Origin of the sequence: Chitinophaga terrae (ex Kim and Jung 2007), assembly GCF_900107795.1 — a bacterium.
Classification (GTDB): domain Bacteria; phylum Bacteroidota; class Bacteroidia; order Chitinophagales; family Chitinophagaceae; genus Chitinophaga; species Chitinophaga terrae.
This window is the reverse complement of sequence record NZ_FNRL01000005.1, coordinates 42422-63480: the sequence shown is the minus strand read 5'-3', so window position 1 is coordinate 63480 and position 21059 is coordinate 42422. Positions and strand designations below refer to the sequence as shown.

At 46.1% G+C, this 21059-nt stretch carries 21 protein-coding genes; 20 read left to right on the top strand and 1 reads right to left on the bottom strand.

The window, feature by feature from the left end; genetic code table 11:
- Positions 1-157: 157 nt before the first annotated feature.
- Complete coding sequence (locus BLV62_RS06725; protein ID WP_089759988.1) at positions 158-1285, top strand: cysteine desulfurase family protein; 1128 nt, start codon at positions 158-160, stop codon at positions 1283-1285.
- A 343-nt stretch (positions 1286-1628) separates the two neighbouring features.
- Here BLV62_RS06725 and glmM read toward each other — a convergent pair whose 3' ends face one another.
- Positions 1629-3011 (bottom strand): phosphoglucosamine mutase, encoded by a 1383-nt coding sequence (glmM, locus tag BLV62_RS06720; protein ID WP_089760371.1) that lies wholly within the window; start codon positions 3009-3011, stop codon positions 1629-1631.
- A 163-nt stretch (positions 3012-3174) separates the two neighbouring features.
- Here glmM and BLV62_RS06715 point away from each other — a divergent pair, with 163 nt between their 5' ends.
- The 19 genes from BLV62_RS06715 (at position 3175) to BLV62_RS06625 (ending at position 21044) form a co-directional block, all read left to right on the top strand.
- Complete coding sequence (locus BLV62_RS06715; protein ID WP_089759986.1) at positions 3175-5199, top strand: LTA synthase family protein; 2025 nt, start codon at positions 3175-3177, stop codon at positions 5197-5199.
- Between the two features lie 28 nt (positions 5200-5227).
- Positions 5228-5971: a class I SAM-dependent methyltransferase gene (locus tag BLV62_RS06710; RefSeq protein ID WP_089759984.1), complete on the top strand. Its 744-nt coding sequence runs from the start codon at positions 5228-5230 to the stop codon at positions 5969-5971.
- Positions 5972-5973: 2 nt separating this feature from the next.
- Positions 5974-6552, top strand: a complete 579-nt coding sequence (locus tag BLV62_RS06705; RefSeq protein WP_089759982.1) for a phosphatase PAP2 family protein — start codon at positions 5974-5976, stop codon at positions 6550-6552.
- Positions 6549-7280 (top strand): ZIP family metal transporter, encoded by a 732-nt coding sequence (locus BLV62_RS06700; protein ID WP_089759981.1) that lies wholly within the window; start codon positions 6549-6551, stop codon positions 7278-7280. The genes BLV62_RS06705 and BLV62_RS06700 overlap by 4 nt, the downstream gene beginning before the upstream one ends.
- A gap of 21 nt (positions 7281-7301) precedes the next feature.
- Positions 7302-8594: a hemolysin family protein gene (locus BLV62_RS06695; RefSeq protein WP_089759979.1), complete on the top strand. Its 1293-nt coding sequence runs from the start codon at positions 7302-7304 to the stop codon at positions 8592-8594.
- 151 nt (positions 8595-8745) lie between these two features.
- A complete protein-coding gene (locus BLV62_RS06690; protein WP_089759977.1) occupies positions 8746-10281 on the top strand; it encodes a flexirubin biosynthesis tyrosine ammonia-lyase FlxA in 1536 nt (511 codons plus the stop codon).
- 67 nt (positions 10282-10348) lie between these two features.
- Positions 10349-11077: a flexirubin biosynthesis SDR family reductase FlxB gene (gene fabG / locus BLV62_RS06685; RefSeq protein ID WP_089759976.1), complete on the top strand. Its 729-nt coding sequence runs from the start codon at positions 10349-10351 to the stop codon at positions 11075-11077.
- Between the two features lie 73 nt (positions 11078-11150).
- On the top strand, positions 11151-12377 hold the full coding sequence (locus BLV62_RS06680; protein ID WP_089759974.1) for a beta-ketoacyl-[acyl-carrier-protein] synthase family protein: 1227 nt from the start codon (positions 11151-11153) through the stop codon (positions 12375-12377).
- Between the two features lie 104 nt (positions 12378-12481).
- Positions 12482-12739, top strand: a complete 258-nt coding sequence (locus BLV62_RS06675; protein WP_089759972.1) for an acyl carrier protein — start codon at positions 12482-12484, stop codon at positions 12737-12739.
- A complete protein-coding gene (locus BLV62_RS06670; protein ID WP_089759970.1) occupies positions 12739-13614 on the top strand; it encodes an LpxL/LpxP family acyltransferase in 876 nt (291 codons plus the stop codon). The genes BLV62_RS06675 and BLV62_RS06670 overlap by 1 nt, the downstream gene beginning before the upstream one ends.
- Positions 13615-13688: 74 nt before the next feature.
- Positions 13689-14114: a hypothetical protein gene (locus tag BLV62_RS06665; protein WP_089759968.1), complete on the top strand. Its 426-nt coding sequence runs from the start codon at positions 13689-13691 to the stop codon at positions 14112-14114.
- 5 nt (positions 14115-14119) lie between these two features.
- Positions 14120-14869 carry a hypothetical protein gene (locus BLV62_RS06660; RefSeq protein ID WP_089759966.1) on the top strand — a complete coding sequence of 250 codons (750 nt, stop codon included), beginning with the start codon at positions 14120-14122 and terminating at the stop codon, positions 14867-14869.
- Between the two features lie 29 nt (positions 14870-14898).
- Positions 14899-15318, top strand: coding sequence for an acyl-CoA thioesterase (locus BLV62_RS06655; protein ID WP_089759964.1), 420 nt, complete (start codon positions 14899-14901; stop codon positions 15316-15318).
- A gap of 10 nt (positions 15319-15328) precedes the next feature.
- Positions 15329-16465 carry a beta-ketoacyl-[acyl-carrier-protein] synthase family protein gene (locus BLV62_RS06650; protein WP_089759962.1) on the top strand — a complete coding sequence of 379 codons (1137 nt, stop codon included), beginning with the start codon at positions 15329-15331 and terminating at the stop codon, positions 16463-16465.
- 28 nt (positions 16466-16493) lie between these two features.
- A complete protein-coding gene (locus BLV62_RS06645) occupies positions 16494-17555 on the top strand; it encodes a class I SAM-dependent methyltransferase (protein ID WP_089759961.1) in 1062 nt (353 codons plus the stop codon).
- A gap of 146 nt (positions 17556-17701) precedes the next feature.
- The gene (locus tag BLV62_RS06640; RefSeq protein WP_089759959.1) at positions 17702-18955 is read left to right on the top strand and encodes an NAD(P)/FAD-dependent oxidoreductase; all 1254 of its coding nucleotides are present in this window, start codon (positions 17702-17704) and stop codon (positions 18953-18955) included.
- Positions 18948-19565, top strand: coding sequence for a hypothetical protein (locus BLV62_RS06635; protein ID WP_089759957.1), 618 nt, complete (start codon positions 18948-18950; stop codon positions 19563-19565). Before BLV62_RS06640 ends, BLV62_RS06635 begins: the two co-directional genes overlap by 8 nt.
- A 22-nt stretch (positions 19566-19587) precedes the next feature.
- Entirely contained in the window at positions 19588-19854 is a 267-nt protein-coding gene (locus BLV62_RS06630) for a phosphopantetheine-binding protein (protein ID WP_089759955.1), read from the top strand.
- The gene (locus tag BLV62_RS06625; protein WP_089759953.1) at positions 19851-21044 is read left to right on the top strand and encodes a beta-ketoacyl-[acyl-carrier-protein] synthase family protein; all 1194 of its coding nucleotides are present in this window, start codon (positions 19851-19853) and stop codon (positions 21042-21044) included. The genes BLV62_RS06630 and BLV62_RS06625 overlap by 4 nt, the downstream gene beginning before the upstream one ends.
- Positions 21045-21059 lie beyond the last annotated feature (15 nt).

Sequence of the window (21059 nt, the reverse complement as noted above, 5' to 3'; positions counted from 1 at the left end):
TCGCTCCGGTCCAAAACCCCTTTGCGTCTTTGCATGCCAAAACTCGCTCCAGTCAAAAAACCGCATCCAAAAAACTTTGCCCCTTTGCCAGCAATTTCGGAACTTTGCTTCCCAACCACCATTATTTTTAGTTCTTATTATCAAAAACCACCAGAAATTGGAAAGAATTTACTTTGACAATGCGGCAACAACCTCGCTGGATCCTGCAGTATTGGACGCGATGTTGCCATTTATGACGGAAAAGTTTGGAAATCCATCTTCTATCTATTCTTATGGACGGGAATCCAGACTCGGTATTGAAACTGCCCGTAAAACCGTAGCCAAGCTCCTGAATGCACATCCAGGCGAGATCTTCTTTACCTCCGGAGGTACAGAAAGCAGCAATACTGCCATCAACGCTGCGATTAAAGACCTGGGCTGCAGGCATATTATTTCTTCCCCTATTGAGCACCACGCCACATTACACACGGTAGAACACCTGCATCACAGTGAAGGTATTGCCCTGTCGTTCGTTCGTATCCAACCCGACGGACATATAGACATGGCGCATTTACGCGAACTGCTTGCCCAGTCGACCGAGAAATGCCTGGTAACGCTCATGCACGCCAACAACGAGATCGGCAACCTGCTCGATATTCATGCTGTCGGTAACCTGTGCAGGGAGTTTAACGCCATCTTCCACTCCGACACCGTACAAACAGTCGGACACTACCCGTTCGACCTGCGTAACACGCCTGTAGATTTCATCACCGGCGCAGGACATAAATTCCACGGCCCTAAAGGCGTAGGAATTTTATATATTAACGAAAATGTTAAAATAAAACCTTTCATCCAGGGAGGTAGCCAGGAACGCAATATGCGCGCCGGTACCGAAAACCTTTATGGTATCATCGGTTTCGCCAAAGCGCTGGAAATAGCAACCGCCGAATATGAAGCGCACAGCACTCATATCAACAACCTCCGGATGTACATGGCAGAGCAGCTGAAACAACACATCCCGGGAGTAACTTTTAACGGCGATCTATACGGTCGTAGCCTCTACACCGTATTGAACGTAGCGTTCCCTAAAACCGAAAAAAGCGAAATGATCCTCTTCAACCTGGATATCAACGGCATCTGCGCTTCCGGCGGCAGTGCGTGTACCTCCGGCGCTAATGCAGGATCACACGTTATTCGCGCAATCAACGAGAATCCTGACTTAGTAGCCGTACGTTTCTCTTTCAGTAAGAACAACACCAAAGAAGAAGTAGACAAAGTAGTGGAAAAACTGAAAGAACTGATATAAGTAGTTAGTTTCACGCAAAGACGCTGAGAGGGGCAAAGAGGCAAAGGATTTTTTTAAGTGAGATAAGATTATTAAGGAAGTAATTAAGAAAGCAAAGGGACCGAAGATTATGTTATATAACACAATCTTCGGTCCCTTTGCTTTCTTATTAACAGTCTTAATTTCTCTTAAAAAAAATTCCTTTGCTTTCTTATTAACAGTCTTAATTTCTCTTAAAAAAATTCCTTTGCTTTCTTATTAACAATCTTAATTTCTCTTAAAAAAACTCCTTTGCTTTCTTATTTCACTTAAAAATCCCTTTGCCTCTTTGCCTCTCTCAGCGTCTTTGCGTGAAACTACCTCATCAATGCATGAACTCTTTAATATCCTGCATGATGCGTTTAGCAATGTTATCCGCAGTAGTTTCATTCTGGCTCTCTGCATAGATGCGGATGATAGGCTCCGTATTGGACGTACGCAGGTGTACCCAGTCTTTATCAAATTCAATTTTCAAACCATCCTCTGTATTGATAGGTTGGTTTTTGTATTTGGTTTTGATCTTTTCAAAGATGGTTTTTACATCTACGCCTTTATCCAGCTCTATTTTGTTTTTGGAGATGAAATAATCAGGGTAGCTGTTACGCAATGCTTTAATGCTTTTTTTGCAATGCGCCAGGTGGCTGAGGAACAAGCCAATACCAATGAGAGCGTCGCGGCCATAGTGCAGGTCCGGAACGATAATACCGCCATTACCTTCACCGCCGATAACGGCATTGGTGTCTTTCATCTTCTTCACAACATTCACTTCACCAACAGCAGAAGGAGTGTACTGGCCCCCGTGTTTCAGGGTTACATCTTTCAGCGCCTGGGTAGAAGACATGTTGGAAACGGTATTTCCTTTACGCTTGCTTAACACGTAATCGGCTACCGCTACCAGGGTATATTCTTCCCCGAACATGCTGCCATCTTCACAAACAAAGCAAAGACGGTCTACATCCGGGTCTACGGCAATACCAAGATCGGCATTGGATTTATTTACTTCATTGGAAAGCGCAACCAGGTTTTCCGGGAGCGGTTCAGGGTTGTGACTGAATTTACCTGTCACTTCTCCGAACAATACTTCTACTTCCTGTACGCCCAGCGCTTTTAACAATGGCGGAACGAAAAGCGAACCGGTAGAGTTAACAGCATCCACTACTACTTTGAAGTTGCGGGCTTTGATGGCTTCTACATCCACAAGCGGGTAATTAACAACCAGGTCTATATGCTTCTGCAGGTAAGAATCGTCTTCCCTGTAAGTTCCCAGTTTGTTAACATCTGCAAAGGAAAAATCCTCCTTTTCTGCAATGTCAAGCAATTTTGCGCCATCTTCCCCGGAAATGAACTCGCCTTTGCTGTTCAGCAGTTTCAGGGCGTTCCATTCTTTCGGGTTATGACTGGCAGTAAGAATGATACCTCCTGCAGCATTTTCCATTGTTACGGCTAATTCAACGGTTGGAGTGGTAGACAATCCAAGGTCTACTACATCAAACCCTAACCCAACCAATGTGGATACTACCAGGTTTTTAATCATTTCACCGGAAATCCGGCCATCACGGCCGATTACAACTTTCCGATTATCTGTATGTTGGCTAAGCCACGTGCCATAAGCGGCCGTGAATTTAACTACATCTAACGGCGAAAGTCCTTCACCCGGCTTGCCGCCTATGGTTCCGCGTATACCGGAAATCGATTTGATCAGTGCCACAAGATTCAATTTTTAGGGAAGGCAAATATAAAAAAATCCACTTCAGAATTCCTAATTATCAAAAGATGACCGACAGACGACCGAACAAGCCTAATTTTCATTTTACCCACACAGTTTTCCCTATATTTGCAGCTACGCTTTTCAAAAAACAGCTATACGTTACATGGAATACTCCTGGAAGAATATACCCCGGTATATTCGTTATGTGTTTGTTCAAACGCTTTACCTCTTCCTGTTGATGGTAATGTTCAGGGTCATTTTTTATCTTTTCTTCCTTAAAACTACCATCACCGACCGTACAGCTATCATAAAAGCCTGGAATTTCGGATTAAGGTTCGATCTCCGTCTCACTCTCTATTTAATGATCCCCCTGCTGATCTTCGTTTTCATAACCCGCAACCGTTTCTTCACGTCCAGGGTTATACGTAGAGTCGTCTTCGGTTATCTTTTTATTATTTATGCCGGCCTGACCTGGTTATATATTGTTGACCTTGGTCATTATGCTTACCTTGGGCAACGCCTCGACCCTTCCATCCTGCGCTTCTTCGCGAAAGGCGAAAGGGCCGACAATGCAAGAATGGTCTGGCAAAGTTATCCCGTTGTAAAAGGAGTGGCAGGCATCATCATTTTCCTGTACCTGGTTTATTTGCTGCAAAAAGCCACCTGGAGAAGATTTGCCGGTCAACCCGTAATTTACCTTCGCAACCTCCCATTCACCGGTTATGTAGTGGGCACGGTATTGCTTTTTGCCGCCGGCATATACGGGAACCTGGCTTATTTTCCTTTAAGATGGAGCCAGGCAATGTTTACGCGCGATAATGGCATAACCAGCCTGGGATTAAATCCTATTCTGTATTTTATCAGCAATTTTTCTGTAGACAAGGATACTTTCGATAAAAAAACAACACAACAATATTATCCTGCTATTGCCAACTACCTGAAAACAGATACGGTAAACGCCGAAACGCTCAGCTATGTAAGAACTGTAGCCGCCGACAGCTCGAAACCCCGCCTGAACATTGTGCTGGTAATGCTGGAGTCGACAGGGGCGGCCGTAACCAGTATGTACGGCAACCCGATGCAGGCCACTCCTAATATGCAACGATTGGCAGACAGCGGCATCCTGTTTAAGAACTTCTATGTTCCGGCCATCAGTACCGCCAAAACAGTATTCGGCGTGCATACAGGACTACCGGATATTACCGGCGTAAAAACCGCCAGCCGTCACCCTAAAATGCTGGATCAACGCATCGTAATGGACCAGTTTAAAGGGTACGAAAGATTATACCTGCTCGGCGGAAACACCAACTGGGCAAACATCAGGGCGGTATTCACCAATAACGTGGAAGGCATCAGGATATACGAAGAAGGAATGTATAAATCGCCGAAAGCCGATGTGTGGGGGATTTCCGACTACGACCTCATCACCGAAGCCAGCGAAATATTCAAAAAGGAGAACGATCAGAAAAAACCTTTCATTGCTTTCCTGCAGTTGGCAGACAATCATCCCCCCTACACTACCACACCGGGAGCGGGCGATTTCAAAAAACTGGCAGAGAAAGATCTTGACATGAAAAAGTTCAAACAATCGGGTTTTGTGTCGGTCGACCAGTTCAATGCACTGAGATACGAAGATTACAACGTAGGCCACCTGGTCGATCTTGCGAAAAAAGACGGGTACCTGGATAACACGATTTTTGTATTTTTTGGAGATCATAACTGTGTGCTGGACCCATATCACTTTATGCCGCTGCCGGAATATGAGCTGGCAACAGGCGGAGTGCATGTCACCGCATTTATGTATAGTCCTAAACATATTAAACCGCAGGTGATCGATGCTCCTGCCAGTTTACTGGATGTTTACCCGACCGTTGCAGGCCTGGTAGGCATGCCGTACAGGAATTATACGCTTGGTATTAATATTTTCGATAGCACCCGCGCAGGCAACGACAGGTACGCGTTTATCCAGTATATCCGCAACCAGATGCCTTATTTTGCGGTGATAGGCTCGCAATATCTTTTTGAAGTGAATACCCGGACGCATGCCCGGGCGTTGTACGACCTGAAGGCAGACCCGATGAAAGATATCAGCGCACAGCAACCTGGTGTGGCCAGGAGCCTGGATAGCCTTGCCAATGGCTTCTATGAAAGCACCCGCTATCTGATGTTCAATAATAAAAAACAATAACGCTGTTTGTAGCTGTCAACGCACACACATGGAAATAGATAAAAACTGGTTTCAGGATTGGTTCAACTCACCTTATTATCAGTTATTGTATAATAACAGGGATGAGAAAGAAGCGGCGGCTTTTATAGATAAGTTGCTGTCTTACCTTCACCCGGCGCCAAAAGCGAAGATGCTGGACGTTGCCTGCGGAAGGGGCCGTCATGCTGTTTACCTGGCAGGCAAAGGATATGAAGTAACGGGGATCGATCTTTCCATCGAAAGCATCAACGCTGCCAGGAAGCTGGAAAATGATCACCTGAGCTTCTTCCAGCATGATATGCGGTTGCCTTTCAGGGTAAATTATTTTGATGTGGTGTTCAATTTCTTCACCAGTTTCGGGTATTTCGATACCCAGCGGGAGAACGACAATGCGCTGCGTACTTTAAAGAATGCTTTGAAGCCGGGAGGAAAACTGGTGCTGGATTACCTGAACAGCGTCTATGTGGCGGAACACCTGGTAGCTAATGAAATAAAGGAAAAAGACGAGGTGGTTTTTGATATTCACCGGGCTTTGGAGAACAAACATTTCCAGAAGCAGATCAAGATCCTGGATAAACGGCAGATGCGCCGGCTGGTGTACACCGAAAGTGTGAATGCCTTTACCAAAGCGGATTTCGAAGCGATGTTCAAGAAACAGGGACTTCAGATCACGGAAATATTCGGAGATTACCATTTTAACAGCTTCGATGAACAGCGATCGCCACGCCTGATCATCATTGCTACAAAATTATAGACATGCTGGAAGCAATTCTGAAACTAGATCTGAGATTATTTCTTCATATTAACGGGCAATGGTACAACGGGGTGCTGGATGTGGTGATGCCTTTTTTGAGAGAACCCTATGTTTGGGCGCCACTGTACCTTTTCCTGGCCTTATTTGTTACGATCAACTACGGCTGGAAAGGCGTATTCTGGATAGCATTCTTCCTGCTTTGCTTTGCCCTGGCAGATCAAACCAGCCTCTTCCTGAAGAGCGCAGTTGGAAGGATTCGTCCTTGCCGGGACCCCATCGTTTCTCACTACACCCGTATACTGGTAGTATATTGCCCTATGAGCGGCAGCTTTACCTCTAACCATGCCGCTAACCATTTTGCCCTGGCTACTTTTTGTTTCATAACTTTAAAGTCGGCATTTAAAGGTTATACCTGGTTATTCTACCTCTGGGCCGCCCTGATAGGTTATGCACAGGTATATGTAGGAGTGCATTACCCGCTGGATGTATTGGGCGGCGCAGCAATGGGAATTTTTATAGGTATGCTGGCAGGTAGCTTTTTTCAACGCAGGATCAGACTGGAGCAGCAATTGGTATCATGAACTGGACATTTCTCATATTGATTTTATTGGCCACTATTACCGGCGGGATCATTCCTATGACGGTAAAGCGGGTGAGCGATAATTTTTCCATCTATTTACTCGCCTTCACCGGCGCATTCCTTTTTGGGGTAGTGATCATGCACCTGTTGCCGGAGATCTACCATGAATTGGGGCACCAGGCCGGCATTTATATCGTGCTGGGTTTCTTCCTGCAGGTATTTCTGCAGCAGCTGTCTCATGGCATGGAGCACGGGCATACGCATATGCCGGGCGAACATCATCACCGGATCGCGGTAACGCCCCTTTTGCTCGGTTTATCTATCCATGCGTTCATGGAAGGTTTGCCGCTGGGGTTTAAATACGAGGATCAGTCGGCCCTCCCTTCCCTGATGGTAGGCGTTGCCGCTCACAAGATCCCCGAAGCCCTGACGTTAATAACAGTAATGATCCATGCCGGAAGAAGCAAAGCTTCTTTATGGCGTATCCTGGTCATATTTGCGCTGGTCACTCCTTTAGCCGCATTGGTAGCAGGATGGTTAGGCGGTCGTTTCGAGGTGATTCAACACTACCTCTTATACGTAGTGGCATTGGTGGTAGGCGCATTTTTGCATATTTCCACCACTATTTTTTACGAAAGTGGTACCAAGCACCACGAATTAAGCAGGAAAAAAGTAATGGCAATCGCCATCGGCTTATTGCTGGCTTTTCTTACCCTGATATTTGAATAATTTGTTATTTTTAGGCTAAATATGGAAGTCGTCATTATCCTCATCCTTATTTTATTGAATGGCCTTTTTTCGATGTCTGAAATCGCGCTTGTCTCGGTACGCAAAATCAGGCTGGAAAACCAGGCTAATAAAGGGGATGAAAAAGCAAAAGCAGCTCTTAAGCTGGCTAACAATCCGGACACTTTTCTTTCTACCGTCCAAATCGGTATTACGCTTATTGGTATCTTAACCGGTATCTTCTCAGGAGAAAGCATCAAAGCTGATGTTGTTGCCTGGTTGAATCAATTCTCACCTCTTCAGCCTTACAGCGGCCCTCTCGCTACCATCATCATTGTTCTTGTAATTACCTATTTCTCTATGATTTTGGGAGAACTGGTTCCCAAAAAAATAGGACTGGCAGCCCCGGAAACTATTGCCAAAACAATGGCAGCCCCAATGCGCCTTCTTTCCAGGATCACCTGGCCATTTATCTGGTTGCTAACTGCATCCGCCAATTTCCTGGTTAAAGTATTCAATATAAAATCTGCAGATACCCACGTTACAGAAGAAGAGATCAAAGCCATCATCAACGAAGGAACGACCACCGGCGCTATTGAAGAAACAGAACAGGAGATCATCGAACGGGTGTTTCACCTGGGCGACAGGAATATTACTTCCCTGATGACCTATCGCAACGATATTACCTGGCTGGATATCAACGAAACGCTGGCCGGCAGCCAGGAAAAGATCCATAACAGTCTTCACTCCGTTTACCCGGTATGTGATGGACAGATCGATACGATCAAAGGACTGATCACCATAAAAGACCTGTACCGGGCCAATGGCAAATCCGTTCCCCTGGCCGATATTATCAGGAAACCTTTATTTGTGCCTGAAAACAATACCGCTTACCAGGTGCTGGAAAAATTCAAGGAAACGCATTTGCACGCCGCTTTCATTGTAGACGAATACGGTACCTTCCTGGGGATGATCACCCTGAACGATATCTTGGAAGCCATTGTGGGCGATATCCCGGAAACCGCAGAAGAAGATGATTATGAAATGGTGTTGAGAGATGACGGAACCTGGCTGGTAGACGCCCAGATACCATTCTATGATTTCCTGGAAGAATTTGACAGGGAAGACTGGATGACAGAATTTGAGCAGGATTTTGATACGCTGGCAGGTTTTATTTTGCATCACCTGGAGCATATACCATCGACCGGTGAGAAATTCACCTGGCGTGATTTCACTTTCGAGATTGTAGACATGGATGCGCATCGTATAGATAAAATACTTGTCACACCGCCGCCAACTGAAACAACAGTAGAATAATGAACCGCCCCACTGGCAGTGCATGCGTATTTTCCGTATACGTAGTTTTCCGTAATTCCGCTGGGTGACTACCCATTTATTTGGATAAATCCAGCTTTATGCTAATTTTGAGCACTTTTTTACATATACAAATAATATAATTTAAGATAAAATGGTTGCAATCGGAAGTAAGTCGCTGTCTCTGAATGAAGTGGCCAGCCTCCTGTTCGGAGACGCTGAATTGACCCTGGATGCTGCAGCACTGCAACAAGTAGAAGCAAGCTATTCGTTCCTGAAAGCCTTTTCAGCTAAAAAGCTGATCTATGGCATTAACACCGGTTTTGGGCCTATGGCGCAATACCGCATCAGCGATAAAGATACTTTCCAGCTACAATATAACCTGATCCGAAGCCATAGCTCGGGAACAGGCAAGATCATGTCGCCCCTTCACACCAAAGCATTAATGATAGCCCGTTTGAGCAGCTTTATGCAGGCGCATTCAGGTGTGCATCCTGAAGTGGTGGAACTCCTGAAACAACTGATCAACAAAAATGTATACCCTGTAGTATTTGAACATGGCGGCGTAGGCGCCAGCGGCGACCTGGTACAACTGGCGCACCTGGCTTTGGTATTGATAGGAGAAGGAGAAGTATGGTATGAAGGAAGTTACCAGCCTACGGCTGAAGTTTTTGCTAAACTGAACCTGAAACCGATAGGCATCCACGTACGGGAAGGCCTGGCTATTATCAACGGTACTTCTGCAATGACAGGTATCGGGCTGGTGAACCTGTTGGAAGCCAAGCAACTCTTAGGCTGGTCGGTAGTGTTGTCGGCCATGATCAACGAGATAGTGGAAGCGTTCGACGACCATCTGTCAGCAGAACTGAATGCGGTAAAACGTCATGAAGGCCAGCAGCAGGTAGCCGCCAAGATGCGCGAGATCCTGAAAGGAAGCAAAATGGTGCGTCATCGTCCTGAACACCTGTATAAAGAACTGGAAGAAGAGATCTTTAAAGATAAAGTACAGGAATATTATTCACTGCGTTGCGTACCCCAGATCCTTGGGCCAGTGTACGAAACCATTGCACAGGCGGAAAAGATCGTGGTAGGAGAATTGAATTCCGTAAGCGATAACCCGGTTGTTGATCATCATATGGAGAATGTATTCCATGGAGGCAACTTCCACGGCGACTACGTGTCATTGGAAATGGACAAGCTGAAGATCGCCATCACCAAACTTTCCATGCTGGCAGAACGCCAGTTGAACTACCTGTTGAATGATAAGTTGAATCATAAATTCCCTCCGTTTATGAACCTTGGTAAATTAGGGTTCAACTTCGGTATCCAGGGTGTTCAGTTCACCGCAACTTCAACTGTAGCAGAGAACCAGACATTATCGTTCCCGATGTATGTGCACAGCATACCAAACAATAACGATAACCAGGATATTGTGAGCATGGGATGCAATGCTGCTGTCATTACCAGCAAAGTGATCGAAAATACTTTCCAGGTACTGGCTATACAGCTGATGACAGTATTGCAGGCGGTAGATTACCTGCAATGCCAGGATCGATTGGCCGATTTCTCCAAAAAGGTATATCAGGAAGTAAGAGTGATTTTTCCTAAATTTATTGAAGATAGTCCGCTGTATAAAGACCTGCAACGAATTAAGGAGTATCTTGTAAAGAATATGCCATTGCAGTTTTAAAGTCTGTGTTAACATTTATCGAATAGCCTTTTGAGTCGTTTATTGGTCAATTGTAATTTGTATTTTCATGAAATGTGCTTTAGTAACAGGTGGGTCCAGGGGTATTGGCAGGGCAGTGTGTATAAAAATGGCGTCAGCAGGTTATCATGTGCTGATCAATTATAAAGGGAATGAAGCTGCCGCCAACGAAACATTGGAAGCGGTAAAAGCTGCCGGCAGTACAGGCGAGTTACTGGCGTTTAATGTGGGGGATGCCGCCGAGGTACAGCAGGTGTTGGGAGGGTGGATTGAAGCGCATAAGGAAGATCATATAGAAGTTTTAGTAAATAATGCGGGTATCAGGGAAGATTCGCTGATGTTCTGGATGAACGAGAGCCAATGGTCTAACGTTCTGAATATCAGTTTAAATGGATTCTTCAACGTTACCAAGCAGGTAATAAACGGCATGTTGTTGAAGCGTTACGGACGTATTATCAACATGGTATCATTATCCGGCATCAAGGGATTGCCGGGGCAAACCAATTATTCGGCGGCCAAGGCCGGCGTTATTGGCGCTACAAAAGCGCTGGCGCAGGAAGTGGCGAAACGGGGGGTAACGATAAATGCTGTTGCACCGGGTTTTATCCGTACGGATATGACAGCTGAATTGAATGAAAAAGAACTGGCAGCGCAGGTGCCGATGAACAGGTTTGGAACCGCGGAGGAAGTAGCGGAAGCCGTAGCTTTTCTGGCTTCAAAAGGGGCAGGCTATATAACAGGAGAGGTCTTAAACATCAATGGTGGGTTACACACCTGATAAATAATATTTAACGCTGTAGAATTACGCAAATTTTGGTGAGCTTAGCAGAGCGCCGAAAAGCTAACTGTTTATGAATAGAGTAGTGATCACTGGCATGGGTATTTATTCCTGTATAGGCAGTAACATGCAGGAGGTGAAGGATTCGTTATACCAGGGAAAATCCGGGATTGTGCTGGATCCTGAGCGGAAGGAGTTTGGCTACAGGTCTGGATTGACAGGCTTTGTACAGCGCCCGGAACTCAAAGGATTGTTAGACAGGCGTTCCAGGCTGATGATGCCTGAACAGGCCGAGTTTGCATATATGGCTACCCGTGAAGCGTTAGCCCAGGCGAATATGACGCCGGAGTATATTGACAGTATGCCGGTTGGCTTATTATACGGGAATGATAGTTGTGCCAAGCCTACAGTGGAAGCCAACGATATCATGAGGGCCAAAAAGGACACCATGCTGGTAGGGTCAGGATCTGTTTTCCAGACTATGAATTCTACCGTAAACATGAACCTGGCCACTATTTTTAAACTGAGGGGAGTGAACTTTACCGTGAGCGCGGCCTGCGCAAGCGGCTCGCATGCTATCGGTTTAGGATATATGTTTATCCGGAACGGGATGCAGGATGCAGTCATTTGTGGCGGGGCCCAGGAGGTAAATGTTTATTCTATGGGCAATTTCGATGCAATTGCCGCATTCTCTGTCAGGGAAAATGACCCCACCAGGGCTTCCCGGCCTTTCGATAAGGATAGGGACGGGCTGGTGCCCAGCGGGGGAGCTGCAACTGTGATCCTGGAAAGCCTGGAATCTGCCCAGCGCAGGGGAGCCACAATTTTAGGAGAAGTATTAGGATATGGTTTCTCTTCCAACGGAGCGCATATTTCCAATCCAACCGTCGACGGCCCTGTAAGATCTCTCCAGATCGCATTGAAAGATGCGGGATTGCAACCGGGGGATATTGAATATATAAATGCCCATGCCACGTCTACGGTGGCGGGTGATGCCAGCGAAGCAAAGGCGATACACGAAGTGTTTGGAGCAACAAAACCATACGTAAGTTCAACGAAATCAATGACCGGGCATGAATGCTGGATGGCTGGAGCCAGTGAAATAGTGTATTCTATGATCATGTTGCAGAATGGCTTTATTGCGCCGAACATCAACCTGCAGAACCCGGATGAGGACAGCGCCAAGCTTAACATTGTTACCAGTACGATTAACAAAAATTTTAATGTATTTTTGTCGAACTCCTTCGGCTTTGGAGGTACCAACTCTTCTCTTATTGTCAGAGGATGGAACGGGAAGTAAATAATTTTTTAACTTTGACCCCCAGATAAGGATTGGCAAGACCAAAGAAAGACGTTCACTAATTATTTTTATTAACCAGACCTATATCTGATTTACACACTTTTATGGATATCAATACAATTATCGCTGTCACAAATAAGTTTCTGGTAGAGGAGTTTGAAGCAAACCCCGAATCGATCACACCTGAAGCAAACATGAAATCCACGCTGGATCTGGATAGTCTGGATTACATCGACATGGTAGTAGTCATCGAAGACAATTTCGGATTTAAAGTGAACCCCGAAGATTTCCAGGCTATTGTTACCTTCCAGGATTTCTATGATTATGTAGCTAATCGTGTACAACAAAAAGAACTGGTGTAATGCCATCCTGGCAAGGAAAATCGAAGGGAAGTAAGTTTGGATATAGCTGTTTTGTTTTCCTGCTCAAACACGGAGGAGTAAAGCCTGCATATCTGTTACTGAGATTTGTGGCGTTCTACTACTTCGTATTTTCCTGGAGTTCTTCCAAACCTATCTATTATTATTTCCGGACAAAAATCGGCTTTAGCCGCCGGAAAGCCTTAATAAGCCTGTATCGCAACTATTATATCTTCGGCCAGACGCTGATCGACAAGATAGCGGTGATGGCTGACCTGTCAGGTAATTTCACCTTTGAATTTGAAGGCGAGCATTTCCTCAGGGAAATGGTAGCCGGGGGCAAGGGCGGCATCCTCCTGAGCGCGCACCTGGGCAACTGGGAAGTGGCCGGGCACCTGTTCAAACGCCTGCAAACCAGGGTGAATATTGTCATGTTCGACGGTGAACACCAGCGAATCAAAGAATACCTGTCGGGGGTGACCGGCGACCGCAATATGAACATTATTGTGATCAAGGATGACCTGTCGCATATCTACGCTATCAATGAGGCCCTGAACAAACAGGAGCTGGTATGTATGCATGCGGACCGTTTTCTACCCGGGAATAAAACAGCAACTGTTCCCTTTTTGGGCCAGGATGCCCGTTTCCCCGTTGGGCCGTTCCTGCTGGCAGCTACCTTCAGGGTACCCGTTTCAGTGGTTTTTGCTTTCAAGGAAACGTCTACCCATTACCATTTCTTTGCCACCCAGCCAAGGGAATATCATGGCCGGAAAAACCAGGGCGTTACCACGGCGCTCAACGATTTTGTGTACGAAATAGAGCAGAAAATACACAGGTATCCCATCCAATGGTTCAATTATTACGACTTTTGGGAATAATACGTGTTTATACTGTCAATTTTTTCGTATAATTCTTTTTATTTCGTGTTACATATTATTAATAATTTGTGCAGATGTTTATTCATTCAGACGATATAACCGCATACATTCCTCAGCGCCCGCCTATCGTAATGATAGACGGTATCAAGGCCGTTGATGGCCCTGTAATCCGTACCGGCTTTCATATAGCTGCCGATAATATTTTCGTGGAAGATGGAAAACTGGCTGCTCCGGGGCTGATGGAAAATATTGCACAAACAGCGGCCGCCCGGATCGGTTATATAGCAAGACAAGAAAACCAACCGGTGCCACTGGGGTTTATCGGGGCGGTAAAAGACCTGGAAATATTCGAATTGCCTCCTGCCGGAGCTGATATAGAAACGACCACCGAGATCGGAGGAACCGTTTTCAACGCCACTATGGTTGTAGGAAAAGTGACGCTGGACGGGAAACTGATGGCGCAATGTGAAATGAAAATATTCGCAAACCCCCAATTATAATCTTTATGAACTACAGGTCATTTATCGTACTTCCGCTGATGGTATGTTTTTTTGCCATTAATGCCAATGCCCAGACTCTGAAGAATTTCCTGGATAACAAAGATTCTTCCTTTACCTGGTTAGGTATCGATTTTACTCAAACCCGCCTCATCGGGGATGCAGGTGCAAATGTGGACGACATTGTTCCGCGCCAGTTTGCAGGCATCAACCAGGTAATAGTGAACGAACCTAAAAAATACGACCTGGCGGATGCTTTCCATCACAGCAATTACACCACAGATCTGAGCATTGTTAATAAGCGCAACGAAACTGTCAATAAAGACAATTTCAAATCTGATAACAGCGCTGACTTCAATCGCCTGACTGCAGATGATATTAAACGCCTGGTAAAATCTTACGATTTTAACGGCAAACGCGGCATCGGTATCCTCTTCTTCATGGAAGCGCTGAATAAAACAGAAAAACAGGCATCTATGTATGTTACCATCGTTGACATGGGTAGAAAAAATGTTTTGATGACAGAAAGAATGACCGGGAAAACTGCTATGGCATTCGGTTTTCGCAACTATTGGGTAGTGCCTGTGCGTAAGGTGATGGATGATTTCGATTCTGATTACAGGAAATTCCAGGAAAAATATTCCAACGCTACAGATCCGGAAGAAGAAAAACCGGCAGCGCCTGCGCCAGCATCCAAGAAAGACGCTAAAACCGGCGTAGCAACAAAAGAAAAGAAACAACCTAAAAAGAAAGGCTAACCCATTGGCAAGCCTGAAAAGTATATAGCATGTCGATTACAGCACGCACGGAAATACTAATAAGATTTAATGAAGCGGATCCGTTGGGAATAGTATGGCACGGGCATTATGTGCGGTATTTCGAAGATGGAAGAGAAGCTTTTGGAGAAAAGTATGGGTTACGATACCTCGATATTTTCGCGGAAGGATATACAGTGCCGGTGGTAAATATTCAGTGCGATTACAAACGATCTTTACGCTATGGTGATAAAGTAGTGGTAGAAACAAAGTTTATCGACGACCTGGCGGCAAAGATCAGGTTTGAATATACACTCACTAATCCTGCAAGCGGCGAAATTGTGGCAAAAGGTTCTTCCGTCCAGGTATTCCTGGACAAAGAAACCAATACGCTCCAATTGATCACCCCTGCATTTTTCACCGAGTGGAAAAAACGTCATGGATTGATATAAGGGAGATAATATGCAAGTGTTTGTAGTAGCAGATAATATTGTAAGTCCATTAGGCAGTACTACCCGCGAAAACTTCGATCAGGTATTACTTGGTAATAGCGGGATCGCAAAACACGAGAACACAACGTTTGCGGACGCTCCTTTTTACGGTTCCATTATGGCCCCGGGCCAACTGGAGAACTATACGGAGACCTATAAACTGGCCGGCTACACCCGTTTCGAGAAAATGGTGATCGCCTCTGTGGCAGCCGTTCTGAAAGATACCGGTTGCAGCCTGTCCGACCCGCGTACCGGGTTTATAGTATCTACTACCAAAGGAAATATCGAGCTGCTGGAACAACACACAACAGGCGCTTTGCCTTTACAGGAAATGCAACTGTTCCACACGGCGAAAAAAATTGGCGCTTACTTCAAAGCCGCCAATGAACCAATTGTGATCAGCAGCGCCTGTATTTCCGGTTTGGTGGCCATTTTAACCGGAAGCCGGCTGATTGCTTCAGGGAAATATGATAAAGTGGTGGTAACAGGCGCCGACGCCTTTACCCGCTTCGTATTATCAGGTTTCCAGTCGTTCCAGGCAGTAAGCGCACAACCTTGCCAGCCCTTTGATGCCAACCGTTCCGGTGTTACATTGGGCGAAGGTGCAGCTACGGTGATCTTAAGCAACCGGCCGGTAGGCGCAAAATTCTTATTGGGAAATGGAGGCATCAGCAACGATGCCAATCATATATCCGGGCCTTCCCGTACAGGACAGGAATTGGCTGCCGTTATGAAACTGGCGATCGAAGGAAGCGGGTTAACTCCTGCCAATATCGGCTTTGTTTCTGCGCATGGTACTGCTACCCTGTATAACGACGAAATGGAAGCCAAAGCATTACACCATGCAGGACTGGCAGAAACGCCCGTGAACAGCCTGAAAGGCTATTACGGGCATACCCTTGGCGCTGCAGGGTTGATAGAAGCTATAGTAAGCATGCAGGCAGCAAGTGAAGGAGTAATATTGCCAACGAAAGGATTTGAAACCCTGGGCGTTACTATGCCGGTCAGGGTATCTAACGAGTTGCAACACCATAAAGTAAATCACTTTTTAAAAACAGTTTCTGGTTTCGGTGGTTGCAACGCAGCCATGGTATTTACCAGATTATAATTTTATACAGTATAAATTTTCGAGTCTCGTGTTTAATAAAGAAACTAAAACAGCGCTGGAAGCACAGGAAGCGGCATTACGACTGGCATTTGCTCCAATAGCGTTCCAGGCAACAAGGGCATTGCGCGATATGGGCATTCTCACCGCTGTCAGCAACAGCCGTTCCACCGGTATTACGATCGAAGAAATAATGGAACAGACCAAGTTAAGTCGTTATGCCGTCAGGGTATTGCTGGAAGCTGGCTTGGGAATGGAGCTGATCATTGTGAACAACAAACGTTATACGCTGACAAAAACCGGTTACTTTATTTTACATGACAGACTTACCCGTATAAACATGGATTTCTCCCAGGATATCTGTTATAAAGGGATGAATCACCTGCAGGAAAGCCTGAGAGAAGGCAAACCCGCCGGCCTGAAAGAACTGGGCCCTTGGGATACAATTTATCCCGGTTTGTCTTTACTCCCTCCTGAAATAGGCAAAAGCTGGTTCGATTTCGATCACTATTATTCAGATCTTGCCACGCCGGCAGCCCTGGATATCGTTTTCGAAAAGAAGCCGAAGAAATTGCTGGATATAGGTGGAAACACCGGGAAATGGGCGCTGGCCTGCACGGCCAAAGACCCGGATGTGGAGATCACGATCTTCGACCTGCCCGGGCAAGCCAATATTGCCCAGCAGAAACTGAAAGATGCAGGAGTAGATCACCGCGTGAACTTCCACATCGCCAACATCCTGCACGAGGAAATACCTTTCCCTGCAGGGTTCGACGCTATCTGGATGAGCCAGTTCCTGGATTGCTTCTCCGAAGCAGAAATCGTTTCTATCCTGAAACGCTGCCGTGAAGCGCTCAACGAAGATGGCATCATCTACATCCTGGAACCATTCTGGGACAGGCAGCAGTTCAAATCAGCAGCTTTCTGTTTACAGCAGACATCTCTCTATTTCACAGCCATGGCCAATGGGAACAGCCAGATGTATCATTCAGAAGATTTCCTGCAATGTATCGATGATGCAGGCCTGAAGGTTATCTCAGCCAACGACCAGATGGGAATCAATTATACGCTCTTACAATGTCAGAAGAAATAGTTGCCCGCAAAGAGGGAAAGGAGGCAAAGAAACATAAGATATTTTAAGAAAAACTTATGTCCCTTTGCTTCCCTTGCTACTTTGCGTGAAACAACGCCTTAAACACATAAATCCCAAATCAATAATCCTTAATCATCTTCCTTATTATGAAAACAGAACAAGTAGATGTATTAGTAATTGGAGCTGGTCCTGCGGGAACAGTTGCCGCTTCCATTATTCACCAGGCTGGCTACAACGTATTGGTAGTTGAAAAAATGCAGTTCCCGCGGTTTGTCATCGGGGAAAGCCTGCTGCCGCGTAGTATGGAAGCATTGGAAGAAGCAGGATTTATTGACGCTATAAAAGAAAAAGGTTTTCAACAGAAATACGGCGCTAAATTCGTGAAGGGCGACGCAGTTTGCGATTTCACTTTTAAAGAGCAGTTCACCCCGGGCTGGACATGGACCTGGCAGGTTACCCGCGCCGATTTTGATAAAACGCTGGCCGATACGGTAGAAAAAATGGGTGTGCCTGTTCGTTATGAAACTACGGTAACAAACATCGAATTTAACGGTTCCGATTCTGTTACAACCGTTGTAGATAAGGATGGCAATCAATACCAGATAGCCGCCCGGTTTATTGTAGACGGAAGCGGCTACGGTCGGGTGATCCCGCGCCTGTTCAACCTGGAGCGCAATTCGAACCTGCAGCCGCGTAAAGCGCTGTTTGCTCATACAAAAGATGTTCGCCGCTCCATGGCCGATGAACCTAACCGCATCACCGCGGTTGTACATAAGAAAGGGGTTTGGATATGGATCATTCCTTTTGCCACCGGGGTAACTTCCCTGGGTTTTGTAGGAGATCCTGAATTTTTTGAACAGTATCCCGGCACAGACGAAGAAAAATACCGTGCATTGCTGGAAGCAGAACCTTATACAAGGGAGCGGTTCCGGGATGTGGAACTGGTGTTTGAACCACGGGTATTGCAGTCCTGGTCGGCCACCACAGATAAGTTCTATGGCGATGGCTTCGTGCTGACAGGAAATGTAACAGAATTTTTAGACCCGATCTTCTCTTCTGGCGTAACTTTGGCTTGTGTTTCCGCTCAAACGGCCGCTAAGCTGGTGATCAGGAAACTGAAAGGAGAAGAAGTAGACTGGGAGAAAGAATATATGCAGCCAACCCTGCAGGGTGTGAATACATTCCGCTCATATGTAATGGCTTGGTACGAAGGAACTTTAGACACCATCTTCTTTAAAAAAGACCCGGACCCGTTGATCAAGGGGCAAATATGTTCTGTATTGGCAGGCTACGTGTGGGATATGAGCAATCCGTTTGTACAAAACCATGATACCGCGTTGAAACGCCTGGCCAGAACCATTGAATTAACAGAAAAACTAAAGCAGTCGGAGATTGAATAGCGAGTTGGCATATATCACAGGAAGCGTCGTCATTGCTGAACACCAGGTGTTAAAAAATGGTGAACTGTTATGGGAGCAGGATAGAAATGCAGATTTAAACGCATTTCTTCGCGCAGCGTATGACCAGTTTTCAGGTCACTACCCGAAGTTCCATAAGATGGACGCCCTGAGTAAACTGGGGTGGCTGGCCGCGGAAGTGTTGTTGAAAGATATCGACAACAGCGCATTTCAGCCGGAAGAAACAGGGTTATTGTTATCTAACCGCAGCAGCAGCCTGGATACTGATGTGAAGTATTTTGAGACGGTGAAGGAATTTGCCAGTCCCGCTTTATTCGTGTATACGCTGCCTAACATTGTGATGGGCGAAATATCTATCCGGCATGGATTTAAAGGAGAGAACACCTTCTTTGTATCCGAACGTTTCGACGCAGAATTGATGAGCGCCTACGCCACGCAGTTGCTGGCCACAACGCCCCTGAAAAGATGTTTATGCGGTTGGGTGGAAGTAATGGACCAACAATATGAAACAGCTATGTTCCTGGTGAGCAATGAACCTACAGCACAGCCTTTGACAGCAGGTAACCTGAATGCGATATATCAAATTAAATAGTTAATAAATTAATCCAAATACAGTGGAAAAGTTGATGACCGATCTGAAAGCGCAGATCATAGAACAGTTAAACTTGCAGGAAGTAACACCGGAAAGCATTGGCGACGACCAGCCATTGTTTTCCAAAGAGGGATTAGGACTGGATTCTATCGACGCCCTTGAACTGATCGTTTTGTTGAAGCAGCATTATAACATTAGCATCACCAACCCGGAAGAAGGTCCGAAGATCTTTCAATCCGTGCGTACAATGGCAGAATACATCACTGCTAATCAAACTGTAAAGGCATGAGTGAAAAGGTGTGGATAGCAGGTGGTGGTGTCATCAGTGGAATAGGCCTGAACCTCCGGGCCTGTCTGCAATCGTTCCGGGATAACCAACCCGGCATGACTGCTATGAAATACCTCAGTTCCGTTCATCATGCTACGTTCCCTGTAGCAGAAGTGAAAGCGGATAACGCTACACTGGCTGAAATGGCAGGAATGCCGGAAGAGATCAGCCGTACTGCGTTGCTGAGCATGATCGCCGCCCGCGAAGCCTGGGAATCTTCAGGCCTCGGCGATATTTCGCGCTACCGGGTAGGATTTGTTTCCGGCAATACAGTTGGCGGAATGGATAAAACAGAAGATTTTTTTGCCGGATACCTGAAAGCGCCTAACGGTGGGCGTTTGCGCCAGGTAGTGCACCACGAATGCGGCAGTATTACTGAGCTGGTAGCCGATATGCTGGGTATTCGTCATCATATTGCAACGATCAGTACCGCCTGTTCTTCAGGCGCCAATGCATTGATGTACGGTTCGCGGCTGATCAGATCCAACCAGTTGGATGTAGTGATCGCCGGCGGAACTGATTCGCTTACCCGGTTTACGCTCAATGGCTTTAATACGCTGATGATCCTCGACCAGGAAGCCTGCAGGCCTTTCGATGAAACGCGCGTAGGACTGAACCTGGGAGAAGGCGCCGGTTACGTGGTAATGGTATCCGACAGCCTGGCTGCCCAGGTACAGCCATGGTGCCGGTTAAGCGGTTTCGCCAATGCAAACGACGCTTATCATCAAACCGCTTCATCGCCCGATGGCATAGGTAATTACCTGGCTATGAAAGGCGCGCTTGACAGGAGCGGGTTGCAACCGCAGCAAATAGGCTATATCAATTTACATGGCACCGGTACCCAAAATAATGACGTGGCGGAAGGAACGGCCATCAGTAAACTGTTTGCGCCAACTTACCCGTTAATGAGTTCTACCAAATCATTCACCGGGCATACGCTGGGCGCCAGCGGCGGTATAGAAGCGGTTTTTTCTGCGCTTTCCGTAAAAGAGGGAATTGTATATCCTAACGCCAGGTTTCAGCACCAGATGAAGGAATTGCCGTTTGCGCCCGAAACTGAATGGAGTGAAGGGCACGATCTGCAACATGTAATGTCTAATTCCTTTGGATTCGGAGGAAACTGTTCAAGTTTGATCTTTTCCAAAGTTTAAAAAACAACAGCTTTA

Excerpts from the sequence above, each read along its gene's own strand:
- BLV62_RS06715 (WP_089759986.1), top strand. The coding sequence starts at position 3,175 with ATGGAATACTCCTGGAAGAATATACCCCGGTATATTCGTTATGTGTTT.
- BLV62_RS06710 (WP_089759984.1), top strand. The coding sequence starts at position 5,228 with ATGGAAATAGATAAAAACTGGTTTCAGGATTGGTTCAACTCACCTTAT.
- BLV62_RS06705 (WP_089759982.1), top strand. The coding sequence starts at position 5,974 with ATGCTGGAAGCAATTCTGAAACTAGATCTGAGATTATTTCTTCATATT.
- BLV62_RS06700 (WP_089759981.1), top strand. The coding sequence starts at position 6,549 with ATGAACTGGACATTTCTCATATTGATTTTATTGGCCACTATTACCGGC.
- BLV62_RS06695 (WP_089759979.1), top strand. The coding sequence starts at position 7,302 with ATGGAAGTCGTCATTATCCTCATCCTTATTTTATTGAATGGCCTTTTT.
- BLV62_RS06690 (WP_089759977.1), top strand. The coding sequence starts at position 8,746 with ATGGTTGCAATCGGAAGTAAGTCGCTGTCTCTGAATGAAGTGGCCAGC.
- fabG (WP_089759976.1), top strand. The coding sequence starts at position 10,349 with ATGAAATGTGCTTTAGTAACAGGTGGGTCCAGGGGTATTGGCAGGGCA.
- BLV62_RS06680 (WP_089759974.1), top strand. The coding sequence starts at position 11,151 with ATGAATAGAGTAGTGATCACTGGCATGGGTATTTATTCCTGTATAGGC.
- BLV62_RS06675 (WP_089759972.1), top strand. The coding sequence starts at position 12,482 with ATGGATATCAATACAATTATCGCTGTCACAAATAAGTTTCTGGTAGAG.
- BLV62_RS06670 (WP_089759970.1), top strand. The coding sequence starts at position 12,739 with ATGCCATCCTGGCAAGGAAAATCGAAGGGAAGTAAGTTTGGATATAGC.
- BLV62_RS06665 (WP_089759968.1), top strand. The coding sequence starts at position 13,689 with ATGTTTATTCATTCAGACGATATAACCGCATACATTCCTCAGCGCCCG.
- BLV62_RS06660 (WP_089759966.1), top strand. The coding sequence starts at position 14,120 with ATGAACTACAGGTCATTTATCGTACTTCCGCTGATGGTATGTTTTTTT.
- BLV62_RS06655 (WP_089759964.1), top strand. The coding sequence starts at position 14,899 with ATGTCGATTACAGCACGCACGGAAATACTAATAAGATTTAATGAAGCG.
- BLV62_RS06650 (WP_089759962.1), top strand. The coding sequence starts at position 15,329 with ATGCAAGTGTTTGTAGTAGCAGATAATATTGTAAGTCCATTAGGCAGT.
- BLV62_RS06640 (WP_089759959.1), top strand. The coding sequence starts at position 17,702 with ATGAAAACAGAACAAGTAGATGTATTAGTAATTGGAGCTGGTCCTGCG.
- BLV62_RS06625 (WP_089759953.1), top strand. The coding sequence starts at position 19,851 with ATGAGTGAAAAGGTGTGGATAGCAGGTGGTGGTGTCATCAGTGGAATA.